At 55.3% G+C, this 16398-nt stretch carries 15 protein-coding genes; 3 read left to right on the forward strand and 12 right to left on the reverse strand.

Annotated elements, in window-relative coordinates; all coding sequences use genetic code 11:
- Positions 1–5 precede the first annotated feature (5 nt).
- From HGP16_RS25980 to HGP16_RS26000, 5 genes are all read right to left on the reverse strand, one after another.
- The gene (locus HGP16_RS25980) at positions 6–1427 is read right to left on the reverse strand and encodes an NAD(P)(+) transhydrogenase (Re/Si-specific) subunit beta (protein ID WP_168842853.1); all 1422 of its coding nucleotides are present in this window, start codon (positions 1425–1427) and stop codon (positions 6–8) included.
- A 1-nt stretch (position 1428) separates the two neighbouring features.
- Positions 1429–1737: an NAD(P) transhydrogenase subunit alpha gene (locus tag HGP16_RS25985; protein ID WP_168842854.1), complete on the reverse strand. Its 309-nt coding sequence runs from the start codon at positions 1735–1737 to the stop codon at positions 1429–1431.
- Positions 1737–2888, reverse strand: coding sequence for an NAD(P) transhydrogenase subunit alpha (locus tag HGP16_RS25990; RefSeq protein WP_168842855.1), 1152 nt, complete (start codon positions 2886–2888; stop codon positions 1737–1739). The genes HGP16_RS25985 and HGP16_RS25990 overlap by 1 nt, the downstream gene beginning before the upstream one ends.
- A gap of 357 nt (positions 2889–3245) precedes the next feature.
- A complete protein-coding gene (locus tag HGP16_RS25995; RefSeq protein WP_168842856.1) occupies positions 3246–4544 on the reverse strand; it encodes a DUF4010 domain-containing protein in 1299 nt (432 codons plus the stop codon).
- A gap of 500 nt (positions 4545–5044) precedes the next feature.
- Entirely contained in the window at positions 5045–5656 is a 612-nt protein-coding gene (locus HGP16_RS26000; protein ID WP_168842857.1) for a hypothetical protein, read from the reverse strand.
- Between the two features lie 583 nt (positions 5657–6239).
- Here HGP16_RS26000 and HGP16_RS26005 point away from each other — a divergent pair.
- Positions 6240–8525 carry a putative bifunctional diguanylate cyclase/phosphodiesterase gene (locus HGP16_RS26005; protein WP_246705589.1) on the forward strand — a complete coding sequence of 762 codons (2286 nt, stop codon included), beginning with the start codon at positions 6240–6242 and terminating at the stop codon, positions 8523–8525.
- A gap of 234 nt (positions 8526–8759) precedes the next feature.
- Here HGP16_RS26005 and HGP16_RS26010 read toward each other — a convergent pair whose 3' ends face one another.
- The 3 genes from HGP16_RS26010 to HGP16_RS26020 form a co-directional block, all read right to left on the reverse strand.
- Positions 8760–9932 (reverse strand): DUF2252 family protein, encoded by a 1173-nt coding sequence (locus HGP16_RS26010; RefSeq protein ID WP_246705590.1) that lies wholly within the window; start codon positions 9930–9932, stop codon positions 8760–8762.
- A 105-nt stretch (positions 9933–10037) separates the two neighbouring features.
- Positions 10038–10556 (reverse strand): RNA polymerase sigma factor, encoded by a 519-nt coding sequence (locus HGP16_RS26015; protein WP_168842859.1) that lies wholly within the window; start codon positions 10554–10556, stop codon positions 10038–10040.
- A gap of 159 nt (positions 10557–10715) precedes the next feature.
- Positions 10716–10970: a DUF982 domain-containing protein gene (locus tag HGP16_RS26020; protein WP_168842860.1), complete on the reverse strand. Its 255-nt coding sequence runs from the start codon at positions 10968–10970 to the stop codon at positions 10716–10718.
- A 175-nt stretch (positions 10971–11145) separates the two neighbouring features.
- Here HGP16_RS26020 and HGP16_RS26025 point away from each other — a divergent pair, with 175 nt between their 5' ends.
- Entirely contained in the window at positions 11146–12009 is an 864-nt protein-coding gene (locus HGP16_RS26025) for an alpha/beta fold hydrolase (protein ID WP_168842861.1), read from the forward strand.
- A gap of 126 nt (positions 12010–12135) precedes the next feature.
- Here HGP16_RS26025 and HGP16_RS26030 read toward each other — a convergent pair whose 3' ends face one another.
- Entirely contained in the window at positions 12136–13041 is a 906-nt protein-coding gene (locus tag HGP16_RS26030; protein ID WP_168842862.1) for a hypothetical protein, read from the reverse strand.
- Positions 13042–13524: 483 nt separating this feature from the next.
- The gene (locus HGP16_RS26035) at positions 13525–13740 is read right to left on the reverse strand and encodes a hypothetical protein (protein WP_168842863.1); all 216 of its coding nucleotides are present in this window, start codon (positions 13738–13740) and stop codon (positions 13525–13527) included.
- Between the two features lie 237 nt (positions 13741–13977).
- Between HGP16_RS26035 and HGP16_RS26040 the strand changes: the two genes are divergently transcribed.
- Positions 13978–15276: an NRAMP family divalent metal transporter gene (locus tag HGP16_RS26040; RefSeq protein WP_168842864.1), complete on the forward strand. Its 1299-nt coding sequence runs from the start codon at positions 13978–13980 to the stop codon at positions 15274–15276.
- Between the two features lie 150 nt (positions 15277–15426).
- Here the strand turns inward: HGP16_RS26040 and HGP16_RS26045 are convergent, their stop codons facing one another.
- Together HGP16_RS26045 and HGP16_RS26050 are read right to left on the reverse strand one after the other, a co-directional pair.
- Positions 15427–15813: a response regulator gene (locus tag HGP16_RS26045; RefSeq protein ID WP_168842865.1), complete on the reverse strand. Its 387-nt coding sequence runs from the start codon at positions 15811–15813 to the stop codon at positions 15427–15429.
- Positions 15814–16059: 246 nt separating this feature from the next.
- On the reverse strand, positions 16060–16287 hold the full coding sequence (locus tag HGP16_RS26050) for a hypothetical protein (RefSeq protein ID WP_168842866.1): 228 nt from the start codon (positions 16285–16287) through the stop codon (positions 16060–16062).
- Between the last annotated feature and the right edge of the window lie 111 nt (positions 16288–16398).

Below are 16398 nucleotides of genomic sequence, written 5' to 3' on the forward strand. Positions count from 1 at the left end.
CCGCTTCAGGCCGCAGCAGCTAGATCTTTTACGGATTGAACCATTTGCGTGAGCACTACTTGGGCGTCGCCATAGATCATCGAGCAGTTCTCCTCGAAGAAGAGCTGGTTCTCGACGCCGGAATAGCCTTTGCCTTGTCCTCGCTTGATGACGTAGACCTGACGCGCCTTGTCGGCGTCGAGGATTGGCATGCCGTAGATCGGCGAGGACTTGTCAGTGCGCGCAGCCGGATTCACCACGTCGTTGGCACCAATCACCAGCGCGACATCGGTGTTTGTGAAATCGGCGTTGATCTCATCCATGTCGAAGATGATGTCATAAGGAACGCCAGCTTCCGCCAGCAGCACGTTCATATGACCTGGCATGCGGCCGGCCACCGGATGGATGGCGAATTTGACGTCCACACCGGCCGCCTGCAGGATCTTGACGAATTCGTGGAGTTTCTGTTGCGCTTGAGCGACAGCGAGGCCATAGCCAGGAATAATGATGACGCTCGACGCGTAGCGCATGTTGATCGCCGCGTCGGCGGCATCGGCGGATTTCATCTGCCCATGAATTTCGGAGCCGCCAGAAGCTGCGCCATCACCGAAGTTGGAAAAAAGCACGTTAGCCAGTGATCGGTTCATCGCCTTCGCCATCAGCAGTGTCAGCAGCGTGCCTGCTGAACCGACGACCATGCCGGCGATCATCAAGGCGGGGTTTTGCAGCGCGAATCCTTCCAAGCCAACGGCAAGGCCGGTGAAAGCATTATAGAGCGAGATGACCACGGGCATGTCAGCGCCGCCGATCGGCAACGTCATCAGCACACCGAAGGCAAGCGCCCCAGCAAAGAACAAGACCGCGAGCCCGGCGCCCGTCAAAGAGCCGTGCAGAAAGATGATACCGGTACCAACAACGAGCGTTGCCAGGAAGAACAGGCCGTTCACGAGACGCTGGCCAGAAAAGCGCCACGGCTTGTCGATCCTGCCATCGAGCTTCGCCCACGCGATAATAGAGCCCGTCAGGGAAATAGAACCGATCAGGGCGCCGATGATAGTGACGGCAAGCAACAATGCACCTGAACCGGTTCCGTTGGAAAGCTCGACAGCTGCGATGGCGGCTGCCGCTCCGCCACCCATGCCATTATACAGGGCGACCATTTGCGGCATTGCCGTCATTTCAACCCTTGCTCCTCGCCACCAAGCCCAACCGCCGCCGACAAGCAATGCCAGGATCCCGAGACCGAGATTGGTCGTCAGATGAGACTTGGCGGCTTGGTCAAGATCGAGAACCATAAGGAAGGTCGCTGCGATAGCGACGATCATGCCTGCGCCGGCCGTCATGATGCCCGACAGAGCGGTAACCGGCGATGCCATCCGTTTCAGGCCGAAGATGAAGAGAGCCGCAGCGAGAAGACCGCTCAGGCTGACGAGATGCTGTGCGATCATCCTACTTCTCCTTGCCGCCGCTCGCTTTGAACATCGCGAGCATCCTGTCGGTCACCACATACCCGCCGGCCGCATTTGCGGCCCCGAGCGCAACACCGATAAAGCCGATACTCTGGGCGAACGGTGTGGTGGCATTCAGTAGTGTGTGGAGAGCACCAATGACCACAATGCCGTGGATGAAGTTCGAACCAGACATCAGTGGGGTGTGTAGGATCGAGGGCACCCGGCTAATCACTTCGTAGCCGGTAAAGGCAGCCAGCATGAAAATATAAAGGGCAATGAGCCATGTCATCGATGTGTCGAGCGTCATCACGCGATCTCCGGGCTTGAAAGGCATGCGCTCTCGATAATGTGGTGAAGTGCTTTGCTTCGAATCTTTCCGTCGTGGGTTGCCACCGTGCCTGCGATGACTTCATCCTCGAAATCGAGATGGATCGAGCCGTCCTTGATGATCAGATCAAGAAGATTAAGGACATTTTTTGCATAGAGTTCGCTGGCATGCTGGGCGAGTGCCGATGGCACGTTAGTCGGACCAAGGACGGTGACCGTTCCGACATTAACTGTTTCACCGGGCTTGGTTTCTTCGCAATTGCCGCCGCTTTCCGCCCCGAGATCCACAATCACAGCGCCGGGCTTCATCGCTGCGACCTGCGCTGAAGAGATTAGCTTCGGCGCCGGTCGGCCGGGTACGGAGGCGGTCGTAATGACCATATCGGCTTCCGCGATATGCCGGGTGAGCGTCTCTTCGACCTTGACCCGTTCATCCGTCGTCAGCTCGCGCGCATAGCCGCCTTCGCCGCGTGCGTCGATACCGGTATCGATGAACTTGGCGCCAAGCGACTCGGCCTGCTCGCGTGTCTCGGGACGGACGTCATAGCCTACTGTTATTGAGCCCAATCGATGGGCAGTGGCAAGGGCTGAAAGCCCGGCGACGCCAAGCCCCATCACCAAAACCTTTGCGGCCCGTAGCGAGCCCACCGCAGTTGTCATCATTGGTAGGATGCGTGGCATGTGAACGGCGCCGAGCAGAGGGGCATAATAGCCCACAAGAGCTGCCTGGCTGGAAAGGACATCCATCGATTGCGCTCTGCTGATGCGAGGTATTTGCTCCATCGCAAAAGCCGTCACCCTTCGATCCCTAAGGGCCAACACCGTGTCGGGATTGCTGGTGCCGTACAGCAGGGAGATCAATATCCCGCCGGGCTTCATTGCCTTGATGATATCTGCGGATGGTGATTGGACGGCGAGCACGATGTCGGCTGCGGACACCATGGTCTTGACGGCGCTCTCGATTGTGGCGCCTCGATAGGCGATATCAGCAAACGTGGCTGCCAAGCCGGCATCTGCCTCCAAATTCAGACCGGCGCCCAGTCGCTCAAGGCGAGGGATAAGGGTCGGTACCATCGCGACCCGTTTTTCGCCTAAAGCCTTCTCTTTCAATACTGCGACATGAATAACCATCGATCGCGCAACTCCGAAGACGATGAACTCGATAAAAATCCGCCTTCTAATAGCGATGCGCATGTCGCGCGCTCATTGATTGGGATCAAATGACAATGAAATATCGCCGCAGCGAATAGACCATCCTCGTCGGCACGATCATGCGAGTCGACTTGGTCATCTTGTGATGGCCAGACGAAGAAGGGCTTTCGACGTCGATCTTAAATTAATCAGCGGCTGAAGAGGCGGTTCTCTGCCTAATCCGGCCACTCTGGTCATATGGAAACAGGCCCAACATATTGAAGGAGGGCTATTCTTCGGACCTAAAAATAAGGCTCATCCGTTCGGCTCCCTCGAGAGCAAACGTCACGTATGATATTATTTCGGCAAGTCTTCCATCACGAGCCATTCCGTCATCGGAGTCGTTTCGAACATGAAAATGCCGCCGATGATCGCGGCAATGCTCACCAAAACGAAGCGCCCGCTGTAGGCTCGATCGCCCAAGATCAAGGCATACATCATCTTGGCGACCGTGTTGGCGATGACGGCCATCCCAAGAGCCGTTGCCGCGAATTCGGTGCCGATCGTGTCTAGGATGCCGGCAATCGTAACAGTGATGGCATCAACATCCGCCAGCCCGGAAAGTGTCGAAACGACGAGCAGGCCAGACTTTCCAAACCAGGTCGCAGCCGCCCGGGCCAAAAAACCCACGACAACAAGCAGGAGCGCAGTTTTCAACACGGCAAACAATTCGAACGGGTTTCGTGTGTGGCTTTCAGCGTGTTTGATCGTGTCGTTTTTTATAAAAACCAATGAAAAGCCAATCATCACAAAGGAGGCCGCAATGAGCGCGGGACCCAGGCGCTCCGCGATCGAGGGTGCAAGGATGGCGACATAGAGAAGCACCTTGAGATATGAGGCGGCATTTGCGGCCATTGCTCCGGCCACCAGTAGGATCGCGGATTGACCGGTGGCGCTTAGGCGAGCATTTGTGACTGCCATCGCAGTTGACGATACCAGTCCGTTGATCGCACCTGCAACGAGTTCACCTTGAACTTGTCCGAATGCCTTGACTGCAACATATCCCAGAAAGGAGATGCCCGCGAGAAGGACCACCAAAAGCCATGTGCCTGAGGGGGAAATGCCGCCGAACGGCCCAACTGGCGCTGTTGGCAATATCGGTAGGACAATGACGGACATCGCAAGGAAAACGATAGCGGATCGCAACTCGTCCCAACTCAGGTTACGAACGAATCGATGCAATATCTCGCGGCTGGCCAGGATTGCCACGAGCGCCACGCCGGCGGCGGCCGCCAACGGCGCGTCACCGACCACGGCCAGGGCGCCCAACGCAAATGTCGTCATGGCGGTGATCACGCTCGTGACGCTAAAATTGCCTTCCGCGACCGATTCGCGATATTGGTAAAGGGCAAAGACAACGCTAAAGGTCACGAACATCGCGATGATGACAAGTCCGTGCCGTGTTACCGGCGCGGAAAGCATCTGCTCGATTAGACCGGAAACTCCGCCGAGCATGCCGGTGATCATGAAGGTGCGTATTCCTGCGGTCCGCTTTCCACCGCCTTGGTCGCGCTCCCGCCAGTGGCGTTCCACCCCGACGATTGCCCCGATGGCTAGCGCCAACCCGAGTCGCTCGAAGGGTTCAATGCTCTCCATCCCTGGGCCTCATTACAAGCGGTTGCGCGCGTGATGTGTTCGCCATTCTAACCTTGTTTGCGCCCACTTGCTCCAATTGCTTTGCCCGCGTGGACGCTAAGCTCTTCACGCCTCAATTGGTCCGTCAGCGCATTAGTTTCTGTGCTGACGAAAGCGCGGCAATCGCCGCTCGACACCAGGCTTCCGCAAACCACCATATCTCGCGGCTCTGATGGATCCAGAAGGGCTTGCTGTGATTAACAGATTCTAATGCCGCAACTCTTCGACTGCCAGCTGTTTCAAATCCGCGACAGCGGGGAGAGTTTCGTGAGCCTGCGCTCCGATGGCCGCAATAAATCGACTGGGAGATCCTGCTAGTACCGCTTTTGACCAGGCGAAAACAGGACCGTCGCGACCTCGCGATAAAAGCCTTCTACTAGCAGATCTCGGAATTCAAGGACTTCCTCGCACTCGCGATTCCGTCGCCAGGATATCAAGATCCTCGACGCGCCTGAACCAGGCTATTCCACCTCGCCAACTCGTTGCGATACACGCCGGAGACGGTTCTCTTTCAGTGCACGCTGAAAATTCACATCGATTTGCGCGTGCTGCGCGAGATCGTCGAGGAATTCGACGATCTCTCGTGCCGTCTCGACCACAATATATCGCAGACCGCCGCCGGCATCGACGGAATCATAGGTGACGCTGACACCAAATCCGCCACTGACTTCGCGGAACCATGCCGATCGCCATTTCGTAAAACCCGTGGGATCCGCCTGAAACTCCGCAAGCAACGCCTTCTGCCGCTCTATCCGCGCCAGGAATGTCGAAACAGCGTCCCCTTGTCCCGCCTTTGTCTTCTCGGCTTTCTTCGAGCCCCATTTTTCAATGAAGGTAGACCTTGGTAGCACGACCGTCGCATCGTCGCTGTCGCCATCGGCAACAGGCTTCAAATCCGGCAGAGCTGGACACGGTGCAGGAGTGGGCGAAGGAAGCGGCTCTTCCTGATCCAAGCTTTGCTTGAGATCGGGAGCAAATGTACCCCAAATGGATTTCGGCTGGTCGGCGGATCCAGCCTTTTTGCGGCGGGAATTCTTGATTTCGACGATGAAAGATTTTGTCGGCCTGGACATGATTCTCGGGAGTAGGGTCTGCGGTGGGTCATTGCTGACGAATGATCAGCTGGGATGGATTCGGTAAAGTCTCTAATATTCCAGATCCGCAAATCATGGTCGTTTGCGATCTATATAGTCAAACGATTTATATCAGGTCGAGTGGTCAAGCAATATCGAATGCAGAAGAAAATCACCCAGGCGGGGCGCCAATCGTAACGTCCGATTCATATCAGAAGAGTTTCAGATAAGGTGAAAACCGGTCAAATTGAGATTTATATTTCTCTGAGCCTTCTTATATTATTGGAAATAATTTCCGCGGGTAAATACTTACACCCCATTTGCTATGGAGATCGCTGATAATCTAGTCATAATATCATGTGAAAGGTATTACGGCCACCATGTTTGCCGCACGGTTTGTTCGGGTGTCCGAGATCTATCGCTTGAGGCAAAGTTTGTTATTGTCGCCCTGAAAATGCAGCGAAAACATAGTAATGGCTTGTTCACCATGTCTTTAGCTTCCCCGCGGTGGTGAATCGACGTTCATCCGGGGATAACTTCCCAATAGCAGAATGAACTTTCACATTTGTTCCGGGGAATTTCTTTGACTAAAGGCGACATTGCGGACGGCAAATTGTCAATCTCATCACTGCCCGAAGTCGAGCCAGCTCCTGCCACACCCATGTTACGCAGGAGGTCGGAGGATGTTCGCCACGAAGCAAACCTGGTCGAGCGTGAGGGTTGGCTGGAGAACATGATCAACCAAATCCCCGATTTTATATATGCGAAGGACTTGGAAGGACGCTTCCTGTTTGGAAACCACGCCGTCGTCGTCAACAACGGGCTATCCCATCTGAAGGATTTGGTCGGGCGGACGGATTTCGAGTTCTTACCGAGCCATGTCGCACGAATTGCCACGGATGTTGAACGTCGTGTCGCCGAGACAGGACAACCCCATTTCGGTGGCGAGGAGTTGGCATTTCGTGGTGACGGCGAACGATGGTTGATGATCACGCGTGTCCCGTTGAGAGACGCGTCCGGAACAATTGTGGGCATTGTCGGAGCTTCTCGTGATATCACGGAGCAGAAATCGGCAGAACGCCGGATGCGCTCCCAATCCTATCTGCTTGAAATGATAGCCCGTGGGACGCCTCTTCCGAAAGTTCTTGAAGAGCTTGCCCGTATGATTGCGGAATTCGCACAGGGTGTGCATGCTGCAGTCTTGACGATCACACCAGAGTCAGGGCAGCTGCGTCTGGCTGCGGCACCCACCTTGAATGAAGAATACCGCAGGCGGGTCAATGCCACATTCATTGATATGGCTGTCATGGATCTCGCAGTCACCACGAAAGCACTCAAGCTCGCCTTTGATCAGGCGGATGTCTCTGAATTGGATCATGAGTGCCAATGTTTGGCAATTTCCGACACCGACGGCCGTGTCGAAGGCGTTCTCGCCCTCTATTCGTCTGAAGGTGCCAGGTGCCGGCCGGGCTTTTCCGATTTTGTTTCGATCGCCGTGTATATGGCCGGGATCGCAATCAGCCGTCATCGCGCGGAAGCTCGGATTGGGTTTCTCGCAGATCACGATCCTCTGACGGGCATGGCCAATCGCGCGTTTTTGGATCAAAAGCTCACCCGTGCAATGCAGACAGCTGATTCTGCGGGATCTGAAATCGCCCTGGCATTCCTCGATCTTGACAACTTCAAACTCGTCAATGACAGCCTCGGTCATTCGGTTGGCGACCAACTGCTGAAGATCGTAGCGGACAGGATCAGCGAGCTGACAACTGACAAGGCGGCCGTTGCGAGAATCGGAGGAGACGAGTTCGTGCTCATCCTTGAGCAAACAGATATCGAGAGCTGCCTAGGTCGATTGTCTGCGATAAGAGAGGCAGTGGCTCGCCCGATTGTACTCAACAATATCGAACTGAGGGTAACCTGCAGCATCGGCGTCGCCAGTTATCCGAGCCACGGTATGACTGCGGGAGAGCTGCTCGCTTCCGCAGATATGGCCATGTATCGTGCAAAGGAGCTGGGCCGCGATGGAATCGCTTTATTCACGTCGGAAATGGCCGCCAGTGTCCGCAGAAAGCTCGCTCGCACTGACGAGCTACGCCAGGCGCTTGTCCGTGACGAGCTAGTATTGCACTACCAGCCGCAGGTGGACGTCCAAACGGGCAGGATTGTTGCGGTCGAAGCGTTGGTCCGTTGGAAGCATCCAAGCGAGGGCCTTGTCTATCCAGGGGATTTCATTACGCTTGCCGAAGAGACGGGTCTCATCATGCCAATTGGTGAATGGGTTCTTCAGACGGCGTGTCGGCAGGCCAGGGTATGGCAGGACAAAGGGCTCGAACCTATTCGGATCAGTGTCAATGTCTCCGCCAGACAGTTCCAGGAAAAGCGTTTGGTGGAGACTGTGGCGACCGCCTTGAGCGAGAGCGAGCTCGATCCAACTTGGCTCGAGCTGGAGATCACGGAGACGCTTATCATGAAGGACCTCGCCGGCTCTGTTGCTAGAATGCACGAATTGGCGAAATTGGGAGTAAAATTTGCGATTGATGATTTTGGAACCGGTTATTCGAGCCTTAGTGCGCTTAAAAGATTTCCATTGTCGCGGCTTAAGATCGATCGCTCCTTCATCACGGATATTCCACGCGACACAGACGATATGGCTATAACCTCGGCGATTATCTCGCTGGCGCAAAAGCTGGGGCTGGAGGTAATCGCTGAAGGTGTTGAGACGGAGGAGCAGGCGCGATTTCTTGTCGATCGTGGTTGCAACGAGATTCAAGGATACTTCTACAGTCGACCCGTCGACGAAGAGCGCTTCAAAAGTATGCTTGCAAACAACGCTGACCCTGGTCCGCTGCTGCGAGCTCAATCTCCGTGATCACCCTGCGGGGCAGGTCGCTGTCAGGCGCTCAGAATGGATCGCTAGCGTTTGCGGACAATGCCTCCTATGGAATTGGTTGGGCGTTACGCGTCCATCGATAGTTTGATTGGGATGTCGCTTTGTGGAGCATTGCATGAGCCGCACCCGCGGTGTTCAATCCAGCAGAAGGCACTCCGGGCCGGCCGATCGATTCCGCACCTATGCGATACGAGCCAGAGCCATCAGCGTTCCTTAGTGATGCGCCAACGCAAATCGCCTGCAATGTTCAAGATAAGCCTTGTCGTGAATGGACAGGAGTTCGGTCACACTCGACCACAGCCAAGACGGCATCTCCGATTCTTTCTTGCGCGAAAGGCCAAGTTCAGAGATCCACGATCGCCATTCTTGATGAACCATCTGCCGACCGTGAGCATGCCCAACAACCCCACCGAGGTAGTGGGCTATGGCCTGGATTTCATCTCCGGTGAGACGATTAATCTCGATTTTCATATCCTGGGGGGTGATTTCACGAATAAAAACAGCCTTGCCCACCACCCTCGATGCGACCATCCGCTCACCAAGGTTGGGGGAAAGCGCCTTTGCTCCCGCAACTACCCTCTCGGCATAGTCCCGCGGCATCTTCGATTCGGGCGCCGACGGAGCGGCAGGGGCAGCAGCCTCCTTGATATCCAGCAACGAAACCGGCCCATGCTTCCCGTTTCGAACCAAGACGGCGCATCGCAGGCGGCCAAGAGAGCTGCAGCCCTTGATCCAATAGGCAGCATCGAGGATCTTCAAATCGTCGGCCGTCACGTCATCAATGCCTAGCAGGGTCTTTTCCATTTCCCGGTCACTGCAAAGCCCTAGCACCGCGGACCGTTCGGCTCGATGCAGCGGCCAAAGACGCTTATTTCGGGGGAGCAAGGGATGTTTCGTTTGGAAGTCTTCCATTGCGAGGTTCTTCCAGCGTCTGTGAGCCGCCCGTTTCAATAGCTTTCTGATGTCCTTTGGTTTACGCAATTGCGGCGTGCCCACCTGGATTTCCACGGAAGCGGCCTCATATCCTGCCATGAGGGCTTCTAGCATTCTTGCAGTCGTGACGCCGGGGAGAACTGAATCGCGTGCAGCCGATGCAAGCGAAAGGCCTAGGCGGATAAGATCGTGTGCGGGATTGCCAATAACTGCCTGATCGAAATCCCTCATCTGAACAGCCACGTCGCCATCGCAATCCGCCAAGGCGCCTAAATTGCCCAGGTGACAGTCGCCGCAGATCCAAACCGGAGGCCCTGCTGGAATGGATGTTGAACGGCTGTCCAGCCATTCATAAAAATGCTTGGTCGTGCCTCGTATGTACGTCTCCGGCGAGCGCGCCATTTTGAGCTCTCGCCGTAAGTTCAGAAAAGAACGACGATCCTTGCTACTCATCAGATCACATTTGCGCCTCCGCTAGACTATGCTCACCAGCCATCTCCATCGATCAAATCACCATGACGTCAGCGCTACCGTCGCGTCCCACTCAGGTACGCGGGCTTAATATATCGAAGCGGCGGCGTGTAGCGATTTCTCGCCCAGCATTTCGACCAGCATGCTCCGCGCACGTGAGACCCGGCTCTTGATCGTTCCGATTTCGCAGCCGCAACGCTCGGCCGCAGCCCCATAGGAAACCCCTTCAACGATCATGAGAAGGGCGTCGCGCTGATATTTCGGAAGACGATCGAGCGCTTTGCCGACCTCTGCAGCGTAGATGCACTTCTGCTGGGAGCAATCCGTGGGAACCTCGAACAAGGCATCGTCGTTCGCCCGAAGCTGCAGCCGCCTTCGGCGTTTGTATTCGGTGATGAAAGTGTTTCGCATGATGGTGAACGCCCAGCTCTTCAGGCTGGTCCCGGGCGTGAATCTCTCGGAATGGCGTAAGAGCTTCCATACCGTCTCCTGTGTGAGATCGTCGATGTCCGACGGACTGGAGACAAATCTTCTGGCAAAGTTTCGCAGTGCTGGGAGTAGCAAAACGACATCAGCGTGCAGCGACGCGCTCGTTGCTTCGGGCATCTTCTTCCTCCGCGTGGGATAGAAGAGCAATGCTTGCAATGCGTTCTTGTTCCACGGATTTCTTAAAGGGCGGTATTCGGCGAAAACTCGAGGAAGCTGCTGCAATTTAGGTGCTAGACGGCTTTAAAATGCGCGGCATGAGCGATGCATATCGCGCGGTCATGCTTCAAATATCTGGACGCCGCCTTCTTTGAGCGCAGCAAGGAAAGCACTCCTTGCGACCTCGGCTTCCACACGACCTCCATGGGCGCTGATGAGCGTCCGCTTTGCGTTCTTATAGGCGATCCCGCCTGCCTTTGTCGGCCAGTTGCGCAGCAAATAGTGGGTGGCGGCTTCCGTGTTGGCGATTGTCAGCCGCTCGCCAAACTTGTTAGTCTCGACCGTGATTGGCTTATCCCACAATTGTCCTATCATGTGTCATCCTCCGCTAAATGAACTGCACGCCGGCCCGAATGTTCCGGAACGAAATTGGCTGGCCATGCAATCGTTAGCCCACGCTTACGTCGCTGCGGCAGAACCCTTTTTAGCCGGAACAATTTGATGCGGTGAACGTAAGGACAGCCGACCAAATATATGAAGGAGGCCGGATTTGTTCAGCGGAATGGCACTGGATTACATCGACGTTGGACCCGGCCTTCTGCGGGTTCGCCACGGCGGCTACGGTCCGCCATTATTGTTACTTCATGGCCATCCGCGAACGCACATGACATGGGGCCATGTCGCAGACCTTTTGTCTGCTCACTTCACGCTTGTTTGTCCTGATCTCCGCGGATTTGGAAAGTCTTTCCAACCCGTAGATAGCGACAATAGTCGCTATTCTTCGAAACGGGCGAAGGCGGTTGACTGTGTGGAACTAATGAACGCTTTAGGGCATCGGAGTTTTGCAGTTGCGGGACATGATCGAGGCAGCTACGTGGCATTTCGCCTTGCCCTCGATCATCCGGAAATCGTCACCAAGGTTGCCGTGATCGACAGTATTCCCATCATCGAGCATCTCGAACGAATGGACTGGCGTTTTGCGCGTGACTGGTATCATTGGTTCTTCTTCGCGCAGCGGGAAAAGCCTGAGCAAGCGATCAATTCCGATCCTAAGACCTGGTACAAGGCCATCCACCCGGATCTCATGGGAGAGGAGGCCTACGATGACCTGTTGACCGCAATCCACAGGCCTGCGGTCGTCCATGGAATGATCGAGGATTACAGAGCGGGACTAACCGTCGATCGGGAAGACGAACTGCAGGACCGGATTGCTGGAAGGCGGATCACGTGCCCGTTGCTTTGCCTTTGGTCTACGAGAGACGATCTCGAACGGTTCTTCGGCGACCCGAGGGAAATCTGGCGCTCATGGGCGATTAATGTCGTGGGTCACGGCATCGAAAGTGGCCACCATGTCGCTGAAGAAAACCCCATTGATCTTGCAAATTCGCTGCGTCGCTTTTTCAACGACGAATAAGGTGTTGGCTGCGCTCATCACTTGAAGCCGGCTTGACGCTCACCCCTAGGCCGTTGGCGATCCAATCTGTCAAACGACGCTCTGCGCCATCGCAATGACGCAGAGCAAATCGCTTGCAGTTGTGGCTCAAAGGCGTCGGCCGCGCGCGCCAATGAGCAAATCCTCTTCGTCGTCGCGCTGACGACCGCCAAGGGCTGACGCCGCCGACGCGATGAATGCGCCGACCAGAAGCGACAGGGAGCCAACCAGTGCGGTTGTTGCGCCCGTCTTCCTGGCTTTGTCAGCCGCTTCTTTTGCCGCCGACTTAGCATCATCGATTTGCTTAAGCACCGTATCGACACGGTTGCGGGCATCCGTTTCGGGAAGGCCCGTGCGGGCGGAGATAATCGTCGCAATATAAGATTTGTCTCCGTCCGGGAGCTGGCCGCTGGCTGCACCTTGCAAGAGAATTCGCGAGATTTCGGCCGCCGCAGCTCCATTGTCAGATTGAGCGCGATCTGTCGTTTTTGCAGGCCGGAGAAGGGCGTCGGTAAAATAAGCGGTCGGGTCCGCATTGCGTCCTGATGCAGCCGAAGCGCCAACACTCACCGCGTTTTGCACGACTTGACCTGCGGCGTTGGCAGACGCACTCGCCAGCGAAGTCAACGAAGAGGCGAGAAACCCTGCCACGAACACCGTTGCCAGCGCCCAACTCAGAAACCCATGAGCCGTGTCGCGAAAAAAGACTTCATCGGAGTGGACTTCAACCCATTTGGTGCGAAGGCGGCCCGTGAGATAGCCACCAATTGCTGACGACAACCATTGAACGACCACAAGCCAGATGGCCGCAGTGATGCCGATGCTCGTGGCCGAATCGCTCTGGCCAGACCATGGAGAAACCATCGTAAGGCCGACGCCTGATCCCAGCAGCAGAAGGATGAGGGTAATCCCGGTCGCGGCAAGGGCGCCTCCGATGATGGGACCCCAGACAATAGCGGGGTTGGACGATTCGATAGGAGTGGTTCCCGCTGGTACGTCTTCAACAGCCGACATCGACGCCTCCTATCGCGTGAAGAGAACAAGAAGAATAACGATCGGCAACGGAATACCGAGAAGCCAGAGCAGAATACCTCGACCCATTTGACTATCCTCCAGAAGATGAACTGATGCCTATTGCAACGGCGATCGAGACGGTTTGTTCCGGAGCCTTCGTTTGTGTTCTGGGGAGATCCACCTGGAGATCGCTAAATCTACACAAATTCAATTCGACATTATCTTCTGCAATAATGCGCGCGCGTCGAAAACATGAGACTTGCAGGCCCGGCGCAATATCGGCAGGGCACTCCCGGATAAGGTTAGGGCTTTTTCAGACACGGCCTTCTTGGAAGAGGGGTCTCTTCGTCAGCTCACGCTTTCACAAATTGTATCCCCCGCGACATCCTCCTGCCTTCGATCCCGCAGCCACGCTTGCGAGGGCTCGCGGCGCACCACTGAGGTTCCCCAGTGTTCCGAAGGTGTCAACGCTCATCGTGCTGCCTAGCGCAATGGTATCTCCTCCGTCAGCTCATCGAAAGATAGAATTCGGCGCTTTGCCTCCATGAGCAGATCAAGCTCGATCGAAGACGGGCCGAAGCGAATAAAAAGATTTTCGGCCAAGGCATCGTCGAGACCGTATTTCTTCTGGAAATCTTCCAGGGAATAGGCAGCACCCCTTATAGGTCGGCGCCGTTGGAAAGACCGTTGTGTTTCCATATCGGGTGATCCTCCTTGTACTGACGAAGCAAATCGACATAGGCGCTGAAAGTTCCTTCAGGCGCGAAATATTGTGAAAGAGCACGCACAGATTGAGTAAGCGCAGACGCTAAGTTTTTGGAGTTGCATTATTTTTAGTGCCGCCTGCTTCCAGGGAACAAACAAGCAGCAAGGGCGGTTCACTCGCACCGAGATCAGCGGATATGTGCTGCGTCGGATTTCTGCTCGGAGTCAGTTATGAGTGACTATAGATTGGACGAAAGAAGCGCTGTCGTTGAACCTTCAAAACCGCGGTTGTTGGAAATCCTTGGACCGGGTCTAGTCACGGGTGCTTCGGACGACGATCCAAGCGGCATCGCCACCTACTCACAAGCCGGAGCACAATTCGGTTATATCGCGAGCTGGACTTTGCTCTTTACCTATCCGCTGATGGTGGCCGTGCAAATGATCAGTGCGCGCATCGGTCGGACCACGGGTCGGGGTTTGGCAGGCAGCATGGCGCGATGTTACCCGAGATGGGTCGCCGTCAGTATCACTGTTCCGCTTTTGGTCGCGAATATTATCAATTTAGGCGCCGATCTCGGAGCAATGGGCGATGCGGCCCATCTACTCCTCAGCGGCAATTCGTTGATATACGTTGCTGCCTTCGGTGTGATCTGCATCCTCCTGCAGGTATTTCTGAAGTATAAGCGATACGTCGCTGTCTTGAAGTGGCTGAGCCTCGCGTTGCTCTCCTACATCGCGACGCTGTTCGTTGTCCATGTTGATTGGTCAAACTTCATACACGGGCTGTTGCTGCCGACATTCAAGGGGGACGCCAATTACTGGTCGATGATCGTGGCGATCTTCGGGACGACGATTAGTCCCTATCTTTTCTTCTGGCAGGCTTCTGAGGAGGCCGAAGACCTAAAGGAGAAACCACGTGAGGAACCCCTCGTCAAACATCCGCAGGAAGCTGAAAAGGCGAACACGCGCATCACGCTCGACACGCTGATTGGGATGGCCGCGTCCAACATCGTCGCGCTTGCAATCATCACGACGACCGCTGCCACCCTGAATAAAGCAGGTGCGACCAACATCGAAAGTTCGGTCGACGCGGCGAAAGCGATAGAACCGCTGGCCGGACATTTTGCCAAGATTATCTTCGCGACAGGCATCATAGGGACGGGTCTACTGGCGGTTCCGGTTCTCGCCGGCTCGGCGGCCTATGCAGTCAGCGAGGCAGCGCGCTGGAAAGTGGGACTGTCGCGCGAGCCAAGCGAAGCCAAGGCCTTCTATACGACTATTGGGTTGGCGACGATGGTGGGTATGCTTTTGAATTTTACACCAATCCCGCCGATGAAGGCCTTGTTTTGGAGTGCGGTGATCAACGGCGTCGTCGCTGTTCCGGTTATGGTCATCCTGATGTTGATCGCATCGAATCGTAAGGTCATGAAGGAGTTTGTCATCCAAGGCGGTTTGAAAGCCCTCGGTTGGGCCTCGTGCCTTGCGATGTTCGCCGCCGTGATCGGCATGGCGACGACGGCGTTTTTTTAGCAATTGTTCGGGAAGTAAATGCACGGCATCTGTTCGATGTGCGAGACTGTGGGCTGCCAATGAAACCAGCCGAGAATGCGTGACGGCTTCCCGGGGTGGATCTCACCAACAGGTGATGGCGGTCCGGCAAGGGCCACAACAGTCTTCCGGCTAACCGAGAACATGAAGAATGCCTGGATGAGGCAATGGTGTTCCCATCCGATAGGCGCTGGCGTAGTCAATCGCTTGAGTAAGCCCGACGGTGGTATATGGTTTGACAAGTATGCCAATAGCCGAGGTGTTGCTTTCGACTATCTCAGGATTTCCGGTGGTGAATATAACGGTAGCGCCACCTCTGTACAAGAAGTCGGCAAGTGCCGGGCCAGTCTCGCCGTCGCTAAGATTTACGTCGACCAAGGCGATTTCTATGCCATCGGACCCTGCTTTCGCATCGTCAGCCCTTCCGAAGGGCCCGGTGACCTTATGGCCGAGAGCTTCCACGGTATAGGCAGTGTCAAATGCGATGAGCGCTTCGTCTTCGGCTATGAGTATATTCATCGTTCTCATCCACCTTCATGATACTTGCAGCTCGTGCATCGTACGCGGGCGTCCCGAACGACACCGGATTGTAATGGATTTCACTTCGATACACATGCGTGTCTGCAGCAATGCAAACTCTGATGCCGATCGTTGGCACACAGATTCCTAGCCGTCGCTTCTGATGGCCTGCACGATTTCCTTGTATTGAATCGGTCTATTCAATTAGTTGCACCAACCGGCACTTGAGGATTTGGTTCCTGGATTTCATGCGGGTGCCGCAGATTTGTCAAAAGAAGCAAGCCTTGACGAGACCCAACGAATGGCGTTGGGCGTTTCGCCGCAGCCGAAACGAGCGAAAACTGGCCTCATCATTCGTCGCTCCTGTTTGTGAATGAGGTTGTCTTCACCGGCACTGAGAGTGCCATTGCGAAACTGCCAGCGCGCTGCGGGATTTCCTCCTTTTTCCTCCAGGGTAGTGGACAATTGTCGCATCTTATTTATCCAGCTGGTGGTCGAGAAGTCTCATTTATTTTTGAACGCACATTGCCAAATCAGAAATAGAGGCTATGTATGGGGCATCGACCATTGCTTGTGACGTCGCTC

Origin of the sequence: Rhizobium sp. P40RR-XXII, assembly GCF_012641405.1 — a bacterium.
In the GTDB taxonomy this organism is placed as follows: Bacteria; Pseudomonadota; Alphaproteobacteria; order Rhizobiales; family Rhizobiaceae; genus Rhizobium.